This is a genomic window from Dehalobacter sp., assembly GCA_023667845.1.
Taxonomy (GTDB): Bacteria; Bacillota; Desulfitobacteriia; order Desulfitobacteriales; family Syntrophobotulaceae; genus Dehalobacter.
On the sequence record JAMPIU010000053.1, the window covers coordinates 1 to 22,292 of the forward strand.

Genomic DNA, 22,292 nt, shown 5'->3' on the forward strand with positions numbered 1-22,292 from the left:
AAAGCACTCGGTGTCAGGCGTAGCTCCGTTCGACTTGCATGTGTTAGGCACGCCGCCAGCGTTCGTCCTGAGCCAGGATCAAACTCTCCATAAAAACTATTTACGGAGCTTGATTCAGCTCTTGTTTTACTAAAATTCATTGACGAGTCTAGCTTTTTAATTCATTCTTGTTGTTCAGTTTTCAATGACCTTTTGGCTCGCTGTGTCCCGAGCGCTTAGTTATAATAACAAAGTTACCGGAACCTTTCAAGCATCTTAATCCCAGTTTAAACATCACTAGGTCAAGAATGCTTCGTTTTTTCTACAAAATTCTACGAATATCTAAAGGATAATCATTTTCTTAATTAAATATTCATTTATATTAATCTTCTCTGGATTTCATGGTAGGAAATAAGATAACGTCCCTGATAGAGGCTGAATCTGTCAGAAGCATGACGAGCCTGTCAATCCCAATGCCAAGTCCGCCTGTAGGCGGAAGTCCATATTCAAGCGCTTGAAGAAAGTCTTCATCCATCATGTGCGCCTCATCGTCACCCTTTTCTCTTTCCAGAACCTGTTTTTCAAATCTCCCTCTCTGATCAATGGGGTCATTTAACTCCGAGAACGCATTTCCTGCCTCTCTACCATAAATAAATACCTCAAACCTGTCCGTATACTCAGGATTTTCTGCATTTCTTTTAGCGAGAGGAGAAATTTCTACAGGATGACCGATGATAAAAGTTGGTTGAATAAGTTTTGGTTCAACAAATTCTTCAAAAACCTCATTGATAATTTTGCCCTTGGTTTCCAGGGCATTAATTTGCAGCCCTTTCTCCATGGCAACTTTTCTGGCTTCTTCATCGGTTTCAATTTGGGTAAAATCTATTCCAGCATACTCTTTAATTGCGTCAAGCATCGGCAAGCGGCGCCAGGGCTTCGCGAAATTAATCTTCTCACCCTGATAAGTAACTTCCTGGGTATGAAGAACTTTCTCCACAATATAAACGATCATATCCTCTGTAAGGTTCATAATATCTTCATAATTTGCATAAGCCTGATATAGTTCCATCATGGTAAATTCAGGGTTATGCTTAATTGAAATTCCTTCATTTCGGAAATTACGGCCAATTTCAAATACCTTTTCAAAACCGCCCACAATCAGCCTCTTAAGCGGAAGTTCCAGAGCTATCCTCATGTATAACTGCATATCAAGCGCGTTATGATGCGTAATAAAAGGCTTTGCAGTCGCACCGCCTGCGATCGGAAGCAGCGTAGGCGTCTCAACCTCCAGAAATCCTTTCTCTTCCAGGTATTCACGCATCGTTCTGATAATTTTATTTCTGGTGATAAATGTTTCCTTCACTTCTGCATTCATAATCAAATCAAGATAACGCTGACGGTAACGGATATCGACGTTGGTAAGCCCATGAAACTTTTCCGGCAGCGGTCTCAGCGATTTTGATAGCAATGTAATATCCTCAGCCTTTATTGAAATCTCGCCTCTTTTGGTACGGAAAACGCTGCCGCGGACGCCGATAATATCACCAATATCAAACGTCTTTATCGTGTCAAACATTTCTTCGCCGAACGCATCAACCCGAATATAGATCTGGATTTTCCCCTGAAGGTCTTGAATGTGCACGAAAAGAACTTTCCCTTGATCTCTTTTGGACATGATTCTTCCGGCCGCGCTGACATCCTGCCCTTCCAGCTCATCAAAATTCTCAATAATGCCCTGTGATAAATGGGTTCTCAAGTAATGGTCTGCATAGGGTTCAATACCTTTCGCCCTGAGATTGTCCAGCTTGTCCAAGCGAATACGCATCAGTTCATTAATATCCAGATTTTCCATCGTTTTTTCCCCCAACATCTGTTTCAGTTCAATACTATATTATACCAAACGAGGCTATCCAACTAGTACCCCGTAAACACTATCCAGCCCGTAACACCATCACGCGGTATTACGGGCTAAAATTCAGCTTCATTTTGTTGAAATGGACCATTGAACGAACAAATTTTTAATAGAAAGCAGCAAATAAACTAGCGGATATCTACAATTTCATAACGAAGCATTCCTGCCGGAACATTAACCTCAACAACGCTGCCTTTAATTTGTCCAAGAACAGCTTTGCCAACCGGTGATTCATTGGAAATTTTATTGACTGCCGGATCTGCCTCTGCCGAGCCGACGATGGTATACTCTTCTTCGTCCCCATATTCAACATCTTTTAACAGTACTGTACTTCCTATGGCAACATGGTCTTTTTCATCATTGTCGTCAATGACTCTGGCATTTCTCAGCATTTTCTCGAGAGTAATGATCCTGCCTTCGATAAAAGCCTGTTCATTTTTAGCATCTTCATATTCTGAGTTTTCGGATATATCTCCAAACTCAATGGCTTGTTTAATCCTTTCAGCAACTTCTCTCCTTCTTTGGGTCTTTAGAATCTCCAGTTCTTCTTCCAGTTTCTTCAAACCATCAAGTGTTAAAATGACTTCTTTTTCGGGCATAAAAAATACCCCTCCCTCTTTCTCTTATGAGGTAATTTTTTTGAATCCTTTTATGTGAGACATTATATACACAAGTAAAATAAAATATACACTGTAAATCTCTTCCTAGCTTTTTAATACTCGTAATTATAAGGAACCTCCATTTTATTGTCAAGCAAATTTACTTAATATTTTGATAGCCGGATCAATGGTCCGGGCATTCCATCGCGTAAATGCCTGAAAACAACGTCTTCATTTCCTGGTAACTTTTGATTTTCATGATCTGGTTCCGGTACTCTGCTGCTTTCCTCATACCCTTGATATACCAGGAAGCGTGTTTGCGGATCTCCTGTACGCCGGTTCTTTCGCCTTTATATTCAATAATCTTTTCAAAATGCTGAATAAGTATTCTAAGTTTTTCTCTATTGCCAGGTTCCTGTGGAAGTGTTTCCGTATCGAGATAATATTGGGATCTGCCAATCAGCCATGGATTTCCTAAAGCTCCCCTCGCTATCATGACTCCATCGCATCCGGTAAGCTGAATCATTTTCAGCGCATCTTCCGGAGATAGAACATCCCCATTCCCAATCACAGGTATGCCAATTCTTGCTTTAATTTTACTGATCCATTCCCAGTCAGCCTTGCCGGAATAATATTGTTCTCTGGTCCGGGCATGAACTGTCAGCATGCTGACTCCTGCCTGCTCTAACATTGGCGCCAGTTCAAGCGCAACGATAGTGGAGCTATCCCATCCCAGGCGGATTTTAACGGTAACAGGAACCCTAACAGCCTTTACCACTTCGGAGACAATTTCTATCGCTAACGGAATGTTTCGAAGAAGGGATGCTCCTTCACCATTTTTCACAATCTTTGGTGTCGGACATCCCATATTAATGTCTATGATATCAGCTCCATATGTTTCAGCTATTTCAGCTGCTCTGGCCATTGGGACAGGTTCGGATCCAAAAAGCTGAACAATTCGGGGTTCTTCTTCTCCTTTTAGATCAAGCATTTTAAATGTCTTGGCATTATGATGCAGCAGTGCTTTATCGCTGATCATTTCCGTTATGACGTATTTGCCGCCTGTGAGCCGGATGATTTCCCGAAAGGCCTTATCCGTTATCCCTGCCATCGGGGCCATAAAAACAGGCTTATCTGACAAATAATACTTCCCTAATTTCATTTTTACCTCAATGTATATAATTACCGTAAATTTCTTTCATAAATATACAAAAGTCCTTCCAACGTTAAAAAAGGATCAATCATATCGATCATTTTGGAATCCCCGGCAATCAGTTCAGCCAGACCCCCGGTTGCAATAACTTTAATTTTTCCGCCAAGTTCTTTTTTCATCAGCTCGACAATACGGTCAATCTGCCCGCAAAATCCATGATATATTCCCGCTTGCATACCGTTGACTGTATTTTTGCCGATGACGTTTTTGGTCTTAATAATCTCTACTCTAGGCAATTTTGAAGCTTTTTGGTAGAGCGCCTCAGTGGAAATCCCGATTCCAGGTGCAATCGCGCCTCCTAAGTACTCTCCCTTTTCACTGACGGCGCAAAAAGTTGTTGCCGTACCAAAATCAACAATAACTAATGGCCCGCCATACTTGGTATAGGCAGCAACAGCGTTGACAATCCTGTCTGCACCGAGCTCCCTGGGATTATCAATATTAATGGAAATGCCCGTCTTCACGCCCGGGCCAACAATAATAGGGGTTACGCTGAAATACTTTTTGATCATCTGTTCCAGCGCAGGCGTCACAGGCGGTACAACCGAAGAAATAATAGCCCCAGATATATTGCTGAAAGACCAATCGTGAAAACTAAATAAATTTTTAATTGTCGACGCATATTCATCCGATGTATTGTTTTTTTCCGTAGAAATTCTCCAGTAATGCATAAGCTCACGGTCCTGGTAAACACCAAGTACAATATTCGTATTCCCGATATCGATGACCAGAATCATTGTACCCGCCTCCTTTACAACCGGATAAGTGCAGATTATATTTTTTCAGTAGAATGAAGGTGCTTCTGAATAGACGGTTTAAAATCATCAACGACCATTGAGAAATCAATCGCTTCGACCGAATGCGTAAGCCTGCCTACTGAAATAATGTCCACTCCTGTCTCGGCAATTTGACGCACTGTGTCTTCCCTAACTCCTCCAGACGCCTCTACGACAACCCGGTGGTTAATATACTGAACCGCTGTTTTCATATCCTGCAGGGACATATTATCAAGCATAATCACGTCAACGCCGCTCAGAACGGCTTCCCGTACCTGTTCCAGCGTTTCACATTCAACCTCTATTTTAACCATATGGCCAACTTTTGTTTTAATTTTTTGAACAGCCTCAGCCAGATTTCCGATTGCGTCCAGATGATTATCCTTAAGCATAACGGCATCATACAAACCAAAACGGTGGTTCGTTCCTCCGCCGACCCTGACAGCGTATTTCTGCAAGTTTCTCATACCCGGCATCGTTTTGCGCGTATCTGTGACCTTAACGCCTAAATCAGATACAAGTTCGACAAATCTTCTTGTAATACTAGATATTCCTGAAAGATGCTGAATGAAATTAAGTACAGTTCTTTCAGCTTGAAGGATTCCTGCCAGTGAACCATTAATTTTCATGATCAGGGTCCCTGGTCCGATACTGTCTCCGTCTTCAACCTGTATCTGAACGTCTAGGCACGGATCTATCTTCTTAAAAGTCATCTCAGCAATAAAAAGGCCGCAGACAATCCCATGTGCTTTGGCATAGATTCTGGCTTCACTCTGGTAATCTTCAGGAATGATCAGCGTACTGATATCTCCGGTACCAATATCTTCTTTTAAAGCACGTTCAATCAATTCTTCATATTGAAACGTAGCGAACATGATGATCCCCCTTCATATAGACAGAATGCTTTTGCCAGTATTCCTCCGCATTCGGGAAATCCCGTCGGAAATGACCCCCTCTGCTTTCTTCACGTGCCAAAGCAGCCTTGATAATCACCATTCCAATCGCAAGCATATTGCCAAGCTCGAGTTCCGGTACTTCAGAATGGGGGTTAAACCGTTCCATCAATTGATTTAATTCCGCCTGTGCCTGCCGCAAATGTTCTTCATCCCGAATGATTCCGACTTTATCCCATAAAATATTCTGCAGTTCTTCTTTCAGAGTAGCCGGGTCTGCAGCGGAATCCCGGACATCACATTCACCGGGGTAGCCTTCATACGGCAAAACATCTTCCGGGTTGGGCATTTCGCCAATCTTCTGATTGATTGTATCAGAAATGGTTGAAGCAAATACTAATCCGTCCAACAAGGAGTTGCTGGCGAGCCTGTTGGCACCATGAACGCCATTACAGGCACATTCACCGCAAGCAAAAAGATTTGGCAAATTCGTTTCACCAAATTCATTGATGCGGACTCCGCCCATTAAGTAATGCGCAGCAGGGCCAACCGGTACTGGATCTGTAGAAATATCAACGCCATAATTCAGACAGGTTTTATAGATTCCTGGAAACCTTTGTTCGACTTTGGAGTGTCCCATCGGGCTGAAATCGAGATAGACCTGTCCTGTCTGCATCTGCTTCCAGATCTCCCTTGATACAACATCCCTCGGAGCAAGCTCTTTACCGGGAACACCCTCCATAAAACGTTCTCCACGTGAGTTCACCAGTACAGCTCCCTCTCCTCTGGCTGCCTCCGAAATTAAAAAATTGGGTGCTCCCGGTAGCAGCAGGGCCGTGGGATGGAATTGAATAAATTCCATATCCATAAGTTCGGCTCCTGCCCGATAAGCAGCAGCTATCCCGTCTCCTGTCGCAACCGCAGGATTGGTCGTATGCTTATACATCTGACCTGCACCGCCCGTGGCCAGGATAACGGCTTTAGCCAGCCATATTTCCATTGCCAAGGTAATATTGTTGAGCACCAGAGCTCCGCAGACCTCTGCTTTACTGTTCTTAACAAAGTCAATTAAATAATAGTTTTCTTTAACGGTAATCGGGCTGGAATGCACAACTTCTACCAGGGCACGTTCTATTTCTCCGCCGGTGGCATCACCGTGAGCATGTAGTACCCTGCTTTTGCTATGGGCACCTTCCCGCGTAAAGTCCAGTTTATTATTGCTTTCATCAAATTTGGTGCCAAAATCAATCAGCTTACTGACACACTCCGGTCCTTTCTCAGCCAGGATCTTGACTGCTTTCAGGTTGCATAGCCCTGCTCCGGCTTTAATGGTATCGCCATAGTGAAATTCAGGAGAGTCATCCTCATTAAGAGCAACGGCAATACCTCCCTGGGCATGCTCAGTGTTGCTTGCCATCACATCTTTCTTGGTCAGAACGGTTACTTCATATTTGGGACAAAGTTTGATTGCTGCAAACAATCCCGCAATTCCGCTTCCGAGAATAAGCACTTCGGTCTGAAAGATCTCAAGCTTATCCTTGTCCCAGGGAATCAGATATTCATTCTCATTCATATCTCTTACTCATCCTCAATGTTATATGTTCATTATTGGACGGCCAGCATTCTTTCCAGCGCGCAGACCGCCTTCTCTCTGATTTCTTTTGACACAGTAACGACCGGTACCATGTTTGAAAGGGCATCCTTGACCTTCTGCAAGCTGATCTTTTTCATATTCGGGCAGATCATATATGCTGAAGCCATATAAAATTGTTTTCCAGGACAGCGTTTAGTAAGTTCATGCAAAATGCCACATTCCGTTCCAATAATAAATTCGGTGTCCGTCGAATCTTCTGCATACTTAATAATTCCGGCAGTAGAGCCAACATAATCGGCTTCCCGCCAGACTTCCTCGCGGCATTCAGGATGAACCAGAACTTTTGCTCCCCGATGTTCCTCCCGCGCCTTTAAGATATCCTCCCTGGCGAGCCTATGATGGGTCGGACAGAATCCCGGCCACAGGTTAATCTTTCTGTTCGTTTTGGCTGCAATATATCCGCCGAGGTTGCCGTCAGGCACAAACAGGATCTCCTCTTTTCCAAGAGATTGAACAATTTTCTCTGCATTGGATGATGTACAGCAAATATCGCTTTCGGCTTTCACCTCTGCGGATGAATTAACATAACAGACCACCTTTACACCGGGCAATTTGGCCTTCGCCTCTCTGAGCCGGTTTGCTTCGACCATGTCAGCCATTGGGCAGCCGGCCGAAGGTTCGGGAAGCAGGACAGTCTTCTCCGGGGATAGGATTGCAGCACTTTCTGCCATAAAATGGACCCCGCAGAATACGATGACATCTGCATCTGTCCGGGCAGCCTGCTGGGCGAGCTGAAGTGAATCTCCGACAAAATCCGCAATATCCTGAATGTCCCCCGGCTGGTAATAATGGGCAAGAATTACCGCTTTTCTTTGCTTGCGCAGAGCATTTATATCATTGATCAGCTGATCTTTGCGTTCGCCATTATCCATTTATCAGCCTCTCCTTTCGCTCGTAGACCTTTTTCTAATTCTATTCTTCGACATAAAATGTGTCAAGCCTGTACGCCGTGCACTTCAACATCATCGATTCTGGCCGGCTGGTTCTTTTCGTCGACAAAAACAATTTTCGGTGTATATCCTTTGCTTTCTTCATCGGAAAACAGCCCATAGGAAATAATAATCACCTGATCCCCGACCTGGACCAGCCTGGCTGCTGCTCCATTTAGACAGATTATTCCGGAATTCTCCTCTCCTGGAATAACATACGTTTCCAGCCTTGCTCCATTATTCAGGTTAACGACCTGAACTTTCTCATTTTCCAGAATATCGGCCTGCTCCATCAGGCTGCGGTCTATCGTTATGCTTCCCACATAATTCAGGTTGGCTTCAGTAACCCTGGCTTTATGGATCTTTGATTTCATCATATTTCTGAACATTTTTTCTCACACCTCCACGACAATATTATCAATCAAGCGCGTTGTGCCAAAACGTACGGCAAGAGCAATCACAACAGGGCAGTCAATACTGTCGACAGCTGCAAGATTGTCCGCTTTTCTTATTTCTACATAATCAATTTTCCCGTTTGATTCACTGCTTATTCTCTGTCTGATCTCTTCTCTGACAACTTCAGCGCAGGTCTCACCTTCAATAATTCGTGCCTCCGCTTCCTGCAATGAACGGAACAACACCGGGGCTTGCCTCCGGTCTTCACTGCTCAAATAAGCGTTTCTGGAACTCTTGGCGAGTCCATCGCTTTCTCGGACCGTCGGGAAGGCCACGATTTTAACAGAGCTATTTAAATCTTTTGTCATTTGTTTGATGACAGCAACCTGCTGGTAATCTTTTAAGCCAAAATAGGCTTCATCAGGTTGAATAATATTAAAAAGTTTTGTCACAACAGTTGCTACTCCCTGAAAGTGTCCCTGACGGCTGGCTCCGCAGAGGACCTCGGTGATCTGGTATACCTGAACTGCCGTAAGGCTTTTTCCGTCCGGATACATTTCCGCGACCGAAGGAGCAAATAACAAGTCTACTCCTGCCTGTTCGGCGAGTCCCGAATCCCTGGCAAGATCACGCGGATATTTCTCATAATCCTCATTGGGACCAAACTGTAAGGGATTCACAAATATACTCATCACAATATAGGTTTTTTTGTGATTCGGATCCTGATTTCTGGCTATTTTGACCATGGACAGATGGCCTTCATGCAAGAAGCCCATCGTGGGTACAAGGACAACAGCTTTTCCCTGCTGTTTGGCTGATGCTATTTTTTCTCTTGTTTCAGCTATTTTTTCGGCAATGATCATTGCTTTGTTTCCTTTCCTAAGTCATTCAAAAGTTCTTCCAGGTCATTTAAACCTTCTGGGTGATAGGATACCCTATCCAACAGTTTTTTTTCTTTTCCCAATTCCAAGGCCAACTTCCCAAGCTCTCTGTAGACCGTCCTCATCTCTTCAGGCATGCTCTGGAGATGTCTTGCGACCACTCCGGCATCTCCCCTGGCAATTGGCCCTGTAAGCGCCCCAGGCAGCCCCAGTTTGTCTATATTCCGGCAGGACCCGTCTAACAGCGGCAATAAGGCAGCCAAGGCGTCTTCGCGCTCTATTCCGGCTTGCTCAAATAGTTTGACTGCCAGTAGGACCAGCGAAACAAGATAGTTTGAGACAACAACTGCTCCGGCATGATACAGGCTTTTTTTCATCGGATTAATTTTTAGCGGGATTCCGCCTAATAACATAACCAGTTTCTCCCCTTGGCGCTCAACCTCCGGACTGCTGCCTTCTATGCCAAAATAGGTTCCCTTCATGACGGAAACCGCGGTATCAATATTTGCAAAGGCCTGCAGTGGATGCAGAGACAGGTAGCCGACAGGCAGTACAGGATCCTGACACATGACCCCCGAAGGTAAAGACCCTGAGCAGTGGATCCAGATTTGACCTGGTTTAATATCCCTCTCCTGAGAAAGTCTGGCTGCTGCTTCTTCAATGTTGCAATCCTGAGTCGTAATAAAAATCAGATCTGACTCCATCACAAGCTGCCTCAATCCAAGCTGCTCTTTTGGCAAGTATCTCCGAAAATGATCATATGACCTTTTGCCGCGGGTATGGACTCCGATACACTCCAGCCCTGCTTTCTCCAACAGAATCGCCAGAGATGTCCCGACCACGCCAGTTCCGATGATTCCAAATTTTATCGTATTTTCTGACAACAAAAATACACCTCACATGGTGAAGGTGTATTGTTATAAACGAATTCAACAACTACCCTGCCTTCACCGTCCCAGTAGTAATAATCCAAGCGGTTGATGCACGATCCGATCAGTCATAAAAAATAGCCGAACTGCTACGGTACAACCCTATACAGATGTCGTCTGCAGCTTACTCTTTAGTATATGATAAAGAAGAGAAATAATAAAGAAAAATAATTTTACTTAACACGTATTGATCTTATTTATACCTATATTTTAATTTTTTTAATAAGTCCTTCGCCTTGAACAGTTCCGATTACTCTTCCTGACTGCAGAATATAATCCGGTGCTATTTCTCTTAGCGGAGCCAGTACGAACTCTCTTTGTTCCATAAAGGGATGTGGAATTGTCAGTTTTTCAGTCTGAATCACGTAATCCTGATAGGAAAGAATATCGATATCAATGGTGCGCGGCCCCCAATGAGTCAGTCGTTTTCTTCCTAGAGACATTTCAATTTGCTGGCAGACCTCAAGCAGTTCGTAAGGATCCAGCTCCGTTTCAATGCCAATGGCCATATTCAGGAAAGGTGACTGGTCAACATTGCCCCAGGGTTCAGTCTCATAGAGGCTGGAAATACGCTGAATCATAATCCCTGAAGTATCCATCAACATATTGAGTGCCCGATCCAAATATTCCTTGCGGTCTCCTTCATTGCTCCCCAAACTTAAAAATGCTCTCATCTTTTTTCTCCCGTATGATTTCTACGGATATATCCTTAAGAATTCCGGAAACCGGGGCATTTGGCTTATGTACCTCTACCCGGACGCCTGAACAGCAAAATCCGGTTGTAATTTCCAAGGCTATTTTTTCGGCAAGTGTTTCAATCAGCTGATAACGCTGATCAAGGACACAATTTTTGACTACTTGATAGACTTCAGCATAATTGACAGTCTCCACCAGATTGTCCTGCATACTGACCGGTTTTTTCAGGAAGATGTCCACGTCAATCAGAAATCTTTGGCCAAGAACCCGCTCCTCCTCCATCACCCCATGGTAAGCATAAAACTCCATACCACGCAGGTGAATGACATCACTTTCCTTCATAATCTTCTCCTCTTTTTCGACGTATCACTAGGTCAGTGATAAGCGCAGCCTTTTTGTTTTCGGGAACATCATGCACACGCAGAATATCTGCTCCGGCAACAATTCCGAGCGTCCCCAGAGCAATCGTCGGTTCGAGCCTTTGATCAACCGGAAGGTTCAAGGTCCGTCCAATCACGGATTTGCGGGATACTCCCAAAAGAAGAGGACACCCTAGCGATTTGAATTCTTCCATCCGGCTTAAGACTTCCATATTCTGTTCCGGTGTTTTTCCAAACCCAATTCCGGGATCGACAATAATTTGATTCTGCGTCAATCCGCAGTCTAGAGCCATTTCAATGCTACGCTCCAGGAATGACAATATTTCACCCATCATATTCTTATATTCTGTATGATCCTGATTATGCATTATCACGACCGGAGCTTGATATTCTGCAATAACGCGGGCCATTTCAGGATCTTTCTGCAAACCCCAGATATCATTAATGATATGGGCCCCCAACCGCAAAGACTTGGCTGCAACAGCTGCTTTTTGGGTATCAATCGATATTGGAACCGGACTGACCGGAATAAGAGCTTTAAGTACCGGTTCAAGTCTTGCCCACTCTTCTTCGGCACTGATCCCCCCATATCCCGGGCGGGTGGACTCTCCACCAATATCAAGCATATCAGCACCGTCGGCAACCATTTTTTCCGCCTGCTTTAAAGCATTTTCGATATTGTCAAATTTTCCGCCGTCGGAAAAAGAATCCGGCGTTACGTTTAATATTCCCATGATCAGAGTCTTTTGACCCCAAATGAGATTTTTTCCCCTGCAATCGATGGTTCCGGCCGGAGGTTCCTCCAAATAGGCCATTAGCTTGCGTAAGGACTGAGCGAGGGACTGGAACTCCGCGGACATCGTCGCCAGTTTGTCCGCAAGTTTGGTTAACTGCTTATAGTTACCAAGAAGTAATACATCGCCTTCCGGTGATCCGCTGTCGAGCAAATCTTTATGGACAGCTGCATCCCCACCTAAGGAGAGCATTTCCTGTTTCAGAATCAAAGCTACCGGAGCTGGTACATTCTCCAGCTTGATCGGTTTGGTCAAAGCCTTGCCATTCATATATGGAAGACCACCAAGATCAACGCCAACCTGGCTGAGGGCTCTTTCAGCCTGCAGCAGGCTATCTATTTTGAGCCATCGCAAATTGTACGCCTTCAAATCCTTCACTCCTTTTCCGCCTTAATTAATGAATTCATTTTTCAGGCGCTCACCTGTTATCAGGTTATCCCTTCTTTACCTCCGAAGCGTACTCGAAGGTATAGCTTCCTTTAAAGGATGGAATTGTCACCGTTTCGCGGGTTATTTCAACTTTTCTGCCAAATTGTTTCAAATCAATCGCGACCATATTCGTCAAATAGTCGAGTAGATCATCCTGCTTGCCAATAGCCAGGATTTCATACGTGGTTCCGCCAATCCTGCTGATCGGAACTGAATTCACCAGGATTGTCGCTGTCCCGCTGATAACAATCGAAGTCGAAGCAACAATCCGCTGACCATTAATGCTGATCGCTTCTGCTCCTGCCAGTCGCAGGACATTCACGATCCCGCGCAGCTCATCCGTACTCAGTGGAATAACTGCATCAGTATCCGGACCGCTGTCTTTGACAATCATCTTAACCCCAGATCCGGTAACAGCGATGGTTCCGTCAGCGATTTTAAGCTGATCCAGTCTTGCCTTAAGATAGGGATTCTCACTGTTTCTATTCCTATATTTTTCCAGCTCTGCAGATATTCGATTATATTCTTCCTGCAAAGAATTGTTTTCATCCTGCAAGGTTTTCATCACTGTATCGGTCTGCTCAACTCTTTGCTGCTGAATTTTTTCCGCACTGTCCACTTCTCTTTGCGCCTGGAACTGAAGGGAAATCAAAAAGCCAATCGCTACGGCAGCAATCGTCGCAACTGTTATGACATGTTTGTTTATCAAGTCTAACCCTCCTTGACAGGCTGTGCATACTTATAACTGTACTGATTAGCAGCAGGCACTGTGACAGATCCCTTAGGTATTTCCAGTTTACGGGTTATGCCGTATTGTTGCTGATATTCCCCGAGCATGTCCCATACGTAAAACTGAAGAGCCGACTTTAAGTTATCCTGATTGCCGATCGCCACGATGTTATACGGTGGCATCTGTCTTGTGTTGTTGATCTTAATATAAGAACCGCTGCAGAATATTTCTGTATTAGAAGTAATCCGCTGGTCATTAATCGAAATGGCCTCAGCCCCACCGTTCCACAGTGCATTGACGATTGCCCGCAAGTATTCCTCATGGATATAATAATTCCCAATGCTTCCATTACTTGTACTTCGCTTCTGATCAGAATCATCCAGAACGATCATAATGCCCGGGCCACTGAGGGACACAAGCCCTGCACTGATCTTCGCCTTCTCCAATTGTTCGGAAGCCAGGGCCGCAGCGCTTTCCCCCGCCTGATACTTCGTCAATTCTTCCAGCAGTTTGTCATTTTCTCCGGCCAATTGTTCATTCTCCATCTCCAGCTGAAGAAGACTCGGGAGATTTTTCTCCTGTGAAGAAGCATTTTGATCAGCCATATAGGATTTAATAACAATTACAAGAAAAACACCGATCAGCAGCATCCCCACACTGATCATCATCCATGCCATTTTCTTTTTATCCTGCATCTGATTCACCCCGGCTTATTCTGACATATAAAACAAAACTTGGTTCAGAAAGTACTTTGAGTTTTTCTGACAGACTGTAAAAAGGACACCCGAATGGGTGTCCTTGTATTTACTCGCTAAGCCACTCTTCACCGGCTTTAGTATAACTAAGAATTTCTGCCAGTTTGAAGTACAAGGAAATTTCCCTCTCGGCACTTTCCACAGAATCTGAGCCATGGATGACGTTTCTGCTGATGTCCATCGCATAGGCGCCCCTGATAGAACCAGGGTTGGCATTTGCAGGATTGGTCGCCCCCATCATTTCTCTAGCTATAGCGACTACATTCTTGCCTTCCCAGACCATCGCCACAACCGGCGAGGACATAATATACTGAACGGTAGGTTCAAAAAAACCTTTACCCTTATGTTCCTTATAGTGTTCTTCCGCCAAGGCTCTGTCTACCTGGATCAACTTTAAGCCAACAAGCTTAAATCCTTTCTTTTCAAATCTGCCAATCACTTCACCAACCAGACCTCTTTGAATGGCGTCCGGTTTAAGCATAAGAAAAGTTCTTTCCACGGGAATCCTCCTTAAATGTCTATTATAAGATATTTTGAGCTCATCTGAGCAAGTATCTTGTCAACCTTAAGCGTTTTCACTTTCTTCTTTTGGTTCATTATTTTCCGTACTGTCACCGTTTACGGACAGAGGCGTGTCATAAGGATCACCTATGCGTGACTCATCATATTTGGCAATGATATCCTGGAAAGAGTCTGCCTCCAGCGTTTCATTGACCATCAGTGCCTGAGCAATCGCATGCAGAATCTCAATTTTCTCTGAAATGATATCCTGTGCCTTCTGATAAGATTCATCAATGATACGGCGCACCTCATGATCAATCGCCTGGGCTACAGATTCACTGTAATTACGGTCACGCGCAATATCACGTCCCAGGAAAACCTGTTCTTCTTTATGGCCGAAAGTTACCGGTCCGAGCTCTTCCGACATCCCGAGTTCGGTAATCATTTTTCTTACGATGCCTGTCGCACGTTCCAGGTCGTTGGAAGCACCGGTACTGATCTCATGCAAAACCAGGGCTTCAGCTACTCTGCCACCCAAAAGCATGGTGACCTGGTCAAGCAGCTGGGACTTCGTCATATAGTTGCGGTCCTCTTTCGGCAGCAGCAGCGTATAGCCTCCTGCCCGGCCTCTTGGTATAATCGAAACCTTATGCAGGGGATCCGTATGCGGAAGGTATTCTCCCAGAAGCGCATGGCCGGCTTCATGGTAAGAAACCAGTTTCTTTTCAAAATCACTGATCACCCGGCTTTTCTTTTCCGGACCGGCAATGACTCTTTCAATCGAATCTTCCAGCGCCTTCATATCGACTTTCTTCTCATTACGCCGCGCTGAGAGCAAAGCAGCTTCATTGACCAGATTGGCAAGATCAGCCCCTGTAAAGCCGGGGGTTCTGCGCGCTAAAACTTCAAGGTTAACATCCGAAGCTAACGGTTTACCCTTGACATGGACCATCAGAATTTCCTCTCTTCCTTTGATATCCGGGAGAGTGACAACAATCTGTCTGTCAAAACGCCCAGGACGGAGAAGAGCCGGATCCAGGATATCCGAACGGTTGGTCGCAGCAATGACGATGACACCTTCGTTACCGTTAAATCCGTCCATTTCGACCAGAAGCTGATTTAGGGTCTGCTCGCGCTCATCATGGCCGCCGCCCAAGCCGGCACCGCGCTGACGTCCCACAGCATCAATTTCATCGATAAAAACGATACAGGGGGAATTCTTTTTAGCCTGTTCAAAAAGATCTCTCACCCTTGAAGCTCCAACGCCAACAAACATTTCCACAAAATCGGAACCGCTGATGCTGAAGAACGGAACTCCGGCTTCTCCGGAAACGGCTTTCGCCAACAAAGTTTTTCCGGTTCCGGGAGGGCCAAAAAGGAGTACCCCTTTCGGAATCTTAGCTCCAATCTCATTAAATTTTTTCGGTGATTTCAGAAATTCTACGATTTCTTCCAATTCTTCCTTAACTTCATCTGCGCCTGCAACATCTTTAAACGTATATTTGTGTTCATCTGTTACCAACCGTGCCCTACTTTTGCCAAATTGCATGACTTTGCTTCCGCCGCCTTGGGTTTGCTGCATCATGTAGAAGAACAACCCAAAAATAAACAGGAACATCAGGAGGGTCGGCAGGACAGAAACCCACCACGGTACAGTGGCCGGAGGCTCAAATGTAAGGTTGATATTCTGTTTTTCCATTTGATCCAGAAGGGTTTGATCTCCTGAGGGACCGGCGACTTCGTAGATCTTGCTGTCTTTCATGGTAACGGTATAGACGTAGTATTTATCATTGACCTGAACGGAAACATCACTGACACCGCCCGAAGCAATAGCCTGCTTAAAAGCATTATATTTTAGACTGGTATCCTTTGCTTCAGGAGGATTTGCCCATTTGATAAGCAAAACTGCAAGAAGAATAATCAACAAATAGATCGCGACATTTTTTAGTATTTTCAATCCGGAGATCCTCCTCTCATTGATGGAAACATATTGTCAATACTTAACGTACATTATTCGGACGTTTGAAAAACTATGAGATATTATATCATGTGGTTTCCTATTTTACAATCAATCCAAAATAGTAGAAAACCTTATATTTCAGCCGCAACCAAATACAGTCTGGAAGATTGCGGACCAGCCGGCAAAAGGCTGTCTCCCCTGCATACACCTGGGATCCAGACGACGAGATCGCCAAAAGCAAAAAACAGAATCTTATCACGTTCCCCAGCAGGAATATCTTTGTCCTGAAAAACCTTTTTAATTGCTTTATGCCCTAAATTCTTAAAATAAATACGGTCTCCGGCCTGTCTCGTCCTACATACCAAAGGCTTAGTCTGAACAGACATTTGGCTCCGATCAAGCTCGGTACTCCACAAAACATGCTGTTCTTCCGGATAGAAATCAAAAATTCCCACCTGTACTTTTAACTCCGTAATTTTATTCCAAACGTTCAAAGCAAGGGGTAACTTGACAAAAAGCGGGAACTCTTCAATTCTATCTTTCCCGGAAATATACTCTTTTGATTCTCGCTCTACGTTAAAAAAGAAAAGGCCTTGCTTGACAACTTCTACCTTAAAACCTTGAAGATCCTGACGCCATCCGGTCTGTTGCCCCTTTTGCATCCAACGCTTAACAAATTTAAACGCTGGCCCTCTTGTTTCTCCCGATACCTGCGAAGCCGCTTTCCTGAGCAGGCGGGAAAGGATTGCCTCCGGTTCTTTCCAGGCTTCGTGCGAAAGCAGGACTCCGGTATGATCTGCCCGGAGACAGTACCTGGGCCACAAAGCTTCCGTCTGGGCACAAATATATTCTTCGTCCCAGCGCAGCAGTTCCGCTGTTCGTCCCAAAGCATCGGTAATCCTCTGATTATATTTGCTTTCCAGTTCAGGAATTAGCTCGAGTCTGATCCTATTCCTGTAATAGTCCGTTTCCAGATTGCTCTTGTCAATTGAATAGGGAAGATTTTGAACTTTGCAGTATTCCAGGATTTCTTCTTTTGTTACCGAAAGAAGTGGACGGATGATTTTGTCTTTAACAGGATAAATGCCTGCGAGTCCTGTTGTTCCGCTTCCTCTTAAGAGACGGTAGAGAACAGTTTCCGCCTGATCTCCCAAATGGTGGGCAGTGGCCAGTAAATCACAGCCCCACGCTTCCATGTCTTCCTTCCAGCGAGCATAGCGCCATTCCCTTGATGCTTCCTGAAAACTTTGGCGGCATGCTGAAGCGTTACGTTTCGCATCAAATTCATGCAAAATAAATCCTGCTTTCCATTCCCCAGCAAGATTCTTAACAAGCTCCGCTTCCTCTTCGGCTTCTCTCCTGACCTTATGATTGACATGCGTAATAACAAAAGAAATATTCTTATCTTGATTTTCGCACGAATAGCGGTAAATGACATGAGCCAGGGCCACCGAGTCCGGTCCTCCCGAAACAGCTACAAGCACCTTGGACTGAGACGGAATTTGTTGCGGCAATACCTCCGAGCTCAAGCTTTCATACATTATTTTCTCCGTAGCCTTCCTAAAAATCGTATTAATACTATTCTCTCCAGATTTTGCCGATTTGTCAAAGCATTCCTATTTTTATTTTTAATATAAAGGTTAAATCTTAACAACAGCTTAAAACCGGGTTTAATTTTTGGCATCGTTTCCGGCCAAGTCCTTCCTCTTCACAACCAGGACAACCCCGTCATCCTCCAGACAGTCCCCGGACAGTCTTCGTGCTTCTTTGACAATACTATCGGCCAGATCCTGTGAAGACAAACTTCTGTTGTTCTTCAGATATTCTTTGAGCCAATCGTCCTTTCTTTTAGCTACATCCAAGATTCCGTCTGTTACGATGACAAGCGTCTCGCCTTTAAAAGGAATATCAATCGCCGGGATATCAATATCGTTCAATATACCAGCCGGCAGACTTGATGTTTTTACTGCATCTACTTTGTTTCTGCTGATGATATAGGTCGGTGCTGCTCCAATTTTAATCAACCTGGCTTGATCTGCCTCGATATTCAACACGGCCATATCGACGGTGACAAAGCTCTCTTCCGGAGAACGTAAAACCAGGATTGAATTAAGCGCTTTGATGGCACTCTCCGGTTCAAATCCAGTACTTAGAAGCTGTTCCAGTATTGTAAGTGCCGCTGAACTCATCCTGGCCGCCTCTTCCCCTGCGCCCATACCGTCACAGATAATCAGCGCATTTTTGGATGAAGATAACGAAACCGAACTAAAGTTATCGCCGCTTATGCCATTACCGGTTTTAATAAAAGAGCCGATGCCCAGATCTAAAACCAGTTTATGCTTGCGGGACCAGACCAGAGGTTTTCCGTCTTCGTGATTATGCTGAGAATGAAGCTCCTGGGCGAGGTGCCCGATCACCTGAGATACACTTCTGTACTGGCCAGCTAAGGCTTCTTTGTTTATGGCCAGACGTTTTTGCCAAACCTCTTTGTCTTTTTCCTGCTCCAGAATAAATTGAGCCGCTAGCATGACTTCTTCAAGTTTACTGCATTTTCCCCATTCGTCAGGCACTTTCTCCTGATTGATTTGATCTGAAGCTTCACCGGTTTGGTTTCTTTGAATTCTTTTCTCTTCATAGGCAAACAAGTCATACATAAAATGATAGGTTTGGTGAAAATCCTGCTGCCAGCAATAATTTGAATCCGGGCAATGCCGGCATATCTTATCCACCAGGTTATTCATCATTTCCGGTACTTCCGGCTGCAGCCTGGATTCAAGTCCTGCCGCCTGGAAACCATAAGCAAGCTGATCAAATAGGTCGCCAACAGTTTTGACTTTACTTACTGTTGTTTCGATTTCTGGCATTACTTTATTCTTCAGAAAAAATTTTTCATGTTTTCCGGGTAATAAGAAAAACATAAGAAGCGCAAGCGCGGACGAATAAAGATGAGAAGTCAAAAATGTCTCATTGACAAAAAAAGAGGCCATCAAAATAGAGGCGCTGTAGGCAGCCGCAACTCCCATCTTGCCAAAACGAGTAAACCCTCCGCACATAAACCCGAGTAAGCTGTAGAGTCCCGCATCAATCAGGTTATCGATTCCAAGATTCCATTTTAACAAAAAGCCTAAAATTGCTCCGACACCTGCAGCTGAACCGGCTCCGTATTTATAGGCCACAAAAAGCAGAAAGAACCCCAGAAATGTGATTTGTAAATTGATTTTCCCAAAAGCGAGCCCTTGTAAGCCGCTTAAGCAGACTGCCAGAACTAAAATCCACACCATACCTTGTTCGCCCTTGAAATTGCCCTTCATAAGGCTTTCCTTATGAAGAAACGCAAAGAAAAAAATAATTGAAAAGCCTGCGGCAATAATACTTTGGACCATTACCAGCAAGATAGACTCCACTCCGAAGCCATTGGTAAACCTTGATACGCCTAATCCGGGCAGTAAGGTTCCAAGTGCCGTAAGCACGGCGAGAAGAAGTATTTTTCCCTTGCTCTCTTTGATCATCTGAACTGCCAGAACACCTAGAACCGCGCTCGGCATAACTTCCAGAAACACTGAAAAATCCTGGACAGATACCAGACCGACCGTGATTCCGGTAAGACCCGGCAGAATCCATTTTTTCATATTCATGCTGAGAACTGCAAGATAGGCAATAGCAAATGGATAAATACCCAATAGGTTTGCCCGGGCTGTTAAAAAACCTCCGATAACAATTAGACATTGTATTCCCAGCGAGTCAGAAAATCGGTTAATGATTTTTTCCGCTTTGAGTGTTGCCCATTCAGCCATAATGCCACCTCTTCCACTTAATGGAATTATTATAGCTGATGGTGGCCGCGAAGCTTGTCTAATTCGGGAATCTCCATTGGCAATCATTTTTCTTGCTTCAGCAAAAAAACTATTGACATTGTATCATATACGAATATCACCGCCCAATTGACATGATATTACCTGATCAAAAAGCGCTGCCGTTAACAAATTAAAAATAATTCGTTGTGCGGCAGCGCTTATCAAATACACTTATCATTTATAGATTAATTTTCCGACTCTTTGGGAGCTATTAAAATTTCTCCTTTACGAACCAGTCCAAGTTTTTCTCTGGCTAATTGTTCCACATAACTCGGGGTATTTAACTTCTCTATTTCCTCATGCAATTGACCATTTTGAGCAATAATCTGAAGCTTTTTACTCTCGAGCTCTGCTTTTTGCTGCTCAATGGAACGATCCAACTGAAGCAGCTGATAGGACCAGCTTCCGCCTAACATCAAAGCAATCCCCAAAACAATTACGAATATTGGGTTTATCTTTTTTATTCTCTTTCTTGTATGCTTTTTGCTATTTCTCATTTTCCTCATCATCCTCCAGTGGATAATTCAGCCCTAATTCATGATCCTGGATGATTCCGATGATCTGATATCCTTTGGTCTTGGCCCTTGCGAGCATGGTTGAAACAGAACTGCCGCTTATCCCCAAAACCTTGGCGATATCCTCGCTGGAACGCCCGCTTTCTTTAAGCATGACAGCTTGTCTCTCCCGGAAACTCAGTTTTTCCAATCCTCGTATTTCCCAGTGCAAAATCTTCTTTTCCTTATTGTCAATTTACCAACAAAGACAAAACTTCATCTACATACCAGCTACATATTCTGTACAAATCAACTACAAAAATATTATAAGTATAGTTATTATATAATTAAAGCTAGTCAAAATCAATACTATTTGCTTTTTTTGATCAAAGTATTCCGGCTTATCGCTTCACCGATCCGATACAGAAGCATCCCCAGCCAGCGCAGAATGCCATAGGGAATCCGCATCATTCCGGCAATTCCGATGTAAACGCCCCGCAAAAACGCCTGGATAAGCTTTCTGATGAATTGGCTAACGTAACGGATCAAGCGAAATAACACATCAAAAAATTTTTTAACATATCGGCTAAAAATCGCAATATAGAGCAAAAGACCCAGCAAACTTCCCAGAAACAGATAAAAACGAAATTCAAGGTAATTTGCTTTTTGCGCAAAGTAAAAAATAATTCCAAGCGCAGCAACAGAGAAAAGCAAATCTCCCAAAAACGTCTGTATCTTTGTTAGGCCCAAATGCCAGCGTAACATTCGGTAAAAATCAAAACATATCCCAACAAGTAATCCACTTAGGACAATGCTAATCAAAACAGCAAACTCGCTAATCCCGATTTCGCCCCCTTCAAAAGGCTATTTGAAAATTTTTTCCCATACTCCTTTGGAGGATTCTCCAGATCCACTCGCAGCATAAGTCAGCATGTCAATTTGGCCTTCAATCTCCAGCTCTGATTGTTCGAGGTTAAGATTGTTTACACCCAGGTCCCGCCCCTTAATCGTTACCCTACCTTTTGTGGTATCCAGCGTAATCTCTTTGGGGTCGAACGATTTTACCTTTTTTACCCCTGAAACCGTCAGCAGTTTTCTGTCTTTGATAACAATCTTATGCTCAATTTCCCGTTGGCCTGTCATTTCCATCCCCCCAAAGCCCTTTCTGAATAAATACTTATTCAGAAAGTCGGGGGTTTAGACATCATTTTTTTTCATCTTTAATCAGCTGATAGAGTGTCTCAGCTTCTTCCGCCTTGGCACTTGGTGGCGTCGACAGCACCTTGACCTCAAGGATATGATTCCGCATATCAATGCAAATAATGTCTCCAGGCTTTACTTCTGCCGAAGGTTTGGCAACTCTGCCATTAACACTGACTTTTTCGCCTCCACAGACATCCTTGGCCACAGTTCTCCTTTTGATAAGCCTTGATACCTTAAGATATTTGTCCAGTCTCAAACAAAACAACTCCTTATTTTGAAATGCATCTTAAAAAACCAGGCTCAAAAAGAACCTGGTTTTTCGCAATCAAGCTATG

At 44.1% G+C, this 22,292-nt stretch carries 24 protein-coding genes and 1 rRNA gene; all 25 read right to left on the minus strand.

Annotation, left to right across the window (positions count from 1 at the left end):
- Positions 1-94: ribosomal RNA gene (locus tag NC238_03580) — 16S ribosomal RNA — on the minus strand; the annotation flags it as partial.
- Positions 95-361: 267 nt separating this feature from the next.
- On the minus strand, positions 362-1,831 hold the full coding sequence (gene lysS, locus NC238_03585) for a lysine--tRNA ligase (GenBank protein MCM1565038.1): 1,470 nt from the start codon (positions 1,829-1,831) through the stop codon (positions 362-364).
- 188 nt (positions 1,832-2,019) lie between these two features.
- Positions 2,020-2,490, minus strand: coding sequence for a transcription elongation factor GreA (greA, locus tag NC238_03590; GenBank protein ID MCM1565039.1), 471 nt, complete (start codon positions 2,488-2,490; stop codon positions 2,020-2,022).
- 184 nt (positions 2,491-2,674) lie between these two features.
- Positions 2,675-3,652, minus strand: a complete 978-nt coding sequence (gene dusB / locus NC238_03595) for a tRNA dihydrouridine synthase DusB (GenBank protein MCM1565040.1) — start codon at positions 3,650-3,652, stop codon at positions 2,675-2,677.
- Between the two features lie 20 nt (positions 3,653-3,672).
- Positions 3,673-4,440, minus strand: a complete 768-nt coding sequence (locus NC238_03600; protein MCM1565041.1) for a type III pantothenate kinase — start codon at positions 4,438-4,440, stop codon at positions 3,673-3,675.
- Positions 4,441-4,475: 35 nt separating this feature from the next.
- Positions 4,476-5,354 (minus strand): carboxylating nicotinate-nucleotide diphosphorylase, encoded by an 879-nt coding sequence (gene nadC, locus NC238_03605; protein ID MCM1565042.1) that lies wholly within the window; start codon positions 5,352-5,354, stop codon positions 4,476-4,478.
- Positions 5,332-6,945 (minus strand): L-aspartate oxidase, encoded by a 1,614-nt coding sequence (gene nadB / locus NC238_03610; protein MCM1565043.1) that lies wholly within the window; start codon positions 6,943-6,945, stop codon positions 5,332-5,334. Before nadB ends, nadC begins: the two co-directional genes overlap by 23 nt.
- Positions 6,946-6,977: 32 nt before the next feature.
- Positions 6,978-7,898 (minus strand): quinolinate synthase NadA, encoded by a 921-nt coding sequence (gene nadA / locus NC238_03615; GenBank protein ID MCM1565044.1) that lies wholly within the window; start codon positions 7,896-7,898, stop codon positions 6,978-6,980.
- 62 nt (positions 7,899-7,960) lie between these two features.
- Positions 7,961-8,344, minus strand: a complete 384-nt coding sequence (locus NC238_03620) for an aspartate 1-decarboxylase (GenBank protein MCM1565045.1) — start codon at positions 8,342-8,344, stop codon at positions 7,961-7,963.
- Positions 8,345-8,350: 6 nt separating this feature from the next.
- On the minus strand, positions 8,351-9,214 hold the full coding sequence (gene panC / locus NC238_03625; GenBank protein MCM1565046.1) for a pantoate--beta-alanine ligase: 864 nt from the start codon (positions 9,212-9,214) through the stop codon (positions 8,351-8,353).
- Positions 9,211-10,116, minus strand: a complete 906-nt coding sequence (locus NC238_03630; GenBank protein ID MCM1565047.1) for a DUF2520 domain-containing protein — start codon at positions 10,114-10,116, stop codon at positions 9,211-9,213. Before NC238_03630 ends, panC begins: the two co-directional genes overlap by 4 nt.
- 248 nt (positions 10,117-10,364) lie before the next feature.
- Positions 10,365-10,835 (minus strand): 2-amino-4-hydroxy-6-hydroxymethyldihydropteridine diphosphokinase, encoded by a 471-nt coding sequence (gene folK, locus NC238_03635; GenBank protein ID MCM1565048.1) that lies wholly within the window; start codon positions 10,833-10,835, stop codon positions 10,365-10,367.
- The gene (gene folB / locus NC238_03640) at positions 10,804-11,199 is read right to left on the minus strand and encodes a dihydroneopterin aldolase (GenBank protein ID MCM1565049.1); all 396 of its coding nucleotides are present in this window, start codon (positions 11,197-11,199) and stop codon (positions 10,804-10,806) included. The genes folK and folB overlap by 32 nt, the downstream gene beginning before the upstream one ends.
- Entirely contained in the window at positions 11,186-12,409 is a 1,224-nt protein-coding gene (gene folP, locus NC238_03645) for a dihydropteroate synthase (protein ID MCM1565050.1), read from the minus strand. Before folP ends, folB begins: the two co-directional genes overlap by 14 nt.
- A gap of 55 nt (positions 12,410-12,464) precedes the next feature.
- On the minus strand, positions 12,465-13,169 hold the full coding sequence (locus tag NC238_03650; GenBank protein MCM1565051.1) for a DUF881 domain-containing protein: 705 nt from the start codon (positions 13,167-13,169) through the stop codon (positions 12,465-12,467).
- Positions 13,170-13,171: 2 nt separating this feature from the next.
- On the minus strand, positions 13,172-13,885 hold the full coding sequence (locus NC238_03655) for a DUF881 domain-containing protein (protein MCM1565052.1): 714 nt from the start codon (positions 13,883-13,885) through the stop codon (positions 13,172-13,174).
- Between the two features lie 109 nt (positions 13,886-13,994).
- Entirely contained in the window at positions 13,995-14,444 is a 450-nt protein-coding gene (gene ndk / locus NC238_03660) for a nucleoside-diphosphate kinase (GenBank protein ID MCM1565053.1), read from the minus strand.
- A gap of 66 nt (positions 14,445-14,510) precedes the next feature.
- Entirely contained in the window at positions 14,511-16,403 is a 1,893-nt protein-coding gene (ftsH, locus tag NC238_03665; protein ID MCM1565054.1) for an ATP-dependent zinc metalloprotease FtsH, read from the minus strand.
- Between the two features lie 134 nt (positions 16,404-16,537).
- On the minus strand, positions 16,538-17,947 hold the full coding sequence (gene tilS / locus NC238_03670) for a tRNA lysidine(34) synthetase TilS (GenBank protein MCM1565055.1): 1,410 nt from the start codon (positions 17,945-17,947) through the stop codon (positions 16,538-16,540).
- Positions 17,948-18,076: 129 nt separating this feature from the next.
- Complete coding sequence (locus NC238_03675) at positions 18,077-20,200, minus strand: SpoIIE family protein phosphatase (GenBank protein ID MCM1565056.1); 2,124 nt, start codon at positions 20,198-20,200, stop codon at positions 18,077-18,079.
- 245 nt (positions 20,201-20,445) lie between these two features.
- On the minus strand, positions 20,446-20,757 hold the full coding sequence (locus tag NC238_03680; GenBank protein MCM1565057.1) for a septum formation initiator family protein: 312 nt from the start codon (positions 20,755-20,757) through the stop codon (positions 20,446-20,448).
- The gene (locus tag NC238_03685; protein MCM1565058.1) at positions 20,747-20,986 is read right to left on the minus strand and encodes a LuxR C-terminal-related transcriptional regulator; all 240 of its coding nucleotides are present in this window, start codon (positions 20,984-20,986) and stop codon (positions 20,747-20,749) included. Before NC238_03685 ends, NC238_03680 begins: the two co-directional genes overlap by 11 nt.
- Positions 20,987-21,123: 137 nt before the next feature.
- Complete coding sequence (locus NC238_03690; GenBank protein ID MCM1565059.1) at positions 21,124-21,519, minus strand: spore cortex biosynthesis protein YabQ; 396 nt, start codon at positions 21,517-21,519, stop codon at positions 21,124-21,126.
- Positions 21,520-21,618: 99 nt separating this feature from the next.
- A complete protein-coding gene (yabP, locus tag NC238_03695) occupies positions 21,619-21,897 on the minus strand; it encodes a sporulation protein YabP (GenBank protein MCM1565060.1) in 279 nt (92 codons plus the stop codon).
- Positions 21,898-21,958: 61 nt separating this feature from the next.
- Positions 21,959-22,213 (minus strand): RNA-binding S4 domain-containing protein, encoded by a 255-nt coding sequence (locus tag NC238_03700; GenBank protein MCM1565061.1) that lies wholly within the window; start codon positions 22,211-22,213, stop codon positions 21,959-21,961.
- Positions 22,214-22,292 lie beyond the last annotated feature (79 nt).

Excerpts from the sequence above, each read along its gene's own strand:
- lysS (MCM1565038.1), bottom strand. The coding sequence starts at position 1,831 with ATGGAAAATCTGGATATTAATGAACTGATGCGTATTCGCTTGGACAAG.
- greA (MCM1565039.1), bottom strand. The coding sequence starts at position 2,490 with ATGCCCGAAAAAGAAGTCATTTTAACACTTGATGGTTTGAAGAAACTG.
- dusB (MCM1565040.1), bottom strand. The coding sequence starts at position 3,652 with ATGAAATTAGGGAAGTATTATTTGTCAGATAAGCCTGTTTTTATGGCC.
- NC238_03600 (MCM1565041.1), bottom strand. The coding sequence starts at position 4,440 with ATGATTCTGGTCATCGATATCGGGAATACGAATATTGTACTTGGTGTT.
- nadC (MCM1565042.1), bottom strand. The coding sequence starts at position 5,354 with ATGTTCGCTACGTTTCAATATGAAGAATTGATTGAACGTGCTTTAAAA.
- nadB (MCM1565043.1), bottom strand. The coding sequence starts at position 6,945 with ATGAATGAGAATGAATATCTGATTCCCTGGGACAAGGATAAGCTTGAG.
- nadA (MCM1565044.1), bottom strand. The coding sequence starts at position 7,898 with ATGGATAATGGCGAACGCAAAGATCAGCTGATCAATGATATAAATGCT.
- NC238_03620 (MCM1565045.1), bottom strand. The coding sequence starts at position 8,344 with ATGTTCAGAAATATGATGAAATCAAAGATCCATAAAGCCAGGGTTACT.
- panC (MCM1565046.1), bottom strand. The coding sequence starts at position 9,214 with ATGATCATTGCCGAAAAAATAGCTGAAACAAGAGAAAAAATAGCATCA.
- folK (MCM1565048.1), bottom strand. The coding sequence starts at position 10,835 with ATGAGAGCATTTTTAAGTTTGGGGAGCAATGAAGGAGACCGCAAGGAA.
- folB (MCM1565049.1), bottom strand. The coding sequence starts at position 11,199 with ATGAAGGAAAGTGATGTCATTCACCTGCGTGGTATGGAGTTTTATGCT.
- NC238_03655 (MCM1565052.1), bottom strand. The coding sequence starts at position 13,885 with ATGCAGGATAAAAAGAAAATGGCATGGATGATGATCAGTGTGGGGATG.
- tilS (MCM1565055.1), bottom strand. The coding sequence starts at position 17,947 with ATGTATGAAAGCTTGAGCTCGGAGGTATTGCCGCAACAAATTCCGTCT.
- NC238_03675 (MCM1565056.1), bottom strand. The coding sequence starts at position 20,200 with ATGGCTGAATGGGCAACACTCAAAGCGGAAAAAATCATTAACCGATTT.
- NC238_03680 (MCM1565057.1), bottom strand. The coding sequence starts at position 20,757 with ATGAGAAATAGCAAAAAGCATACAAGAAAGAGAATAAAAAAGATAAAC.
- NC238_03690 (MCM1565059.1), bottom strand. The coding sequence starts at position 21,519 with ATGTTACGCTGGCATTTGGGCCTAACAAAGATACAGACGTTTTTGGGA.
- yabP (MCM1565060.1), bottom strand. The coding sequence starts at position 21,897 with ATGACAGGCCAACGGGAAATTGAGCATAAGATTGTTATCAAAGACAGA.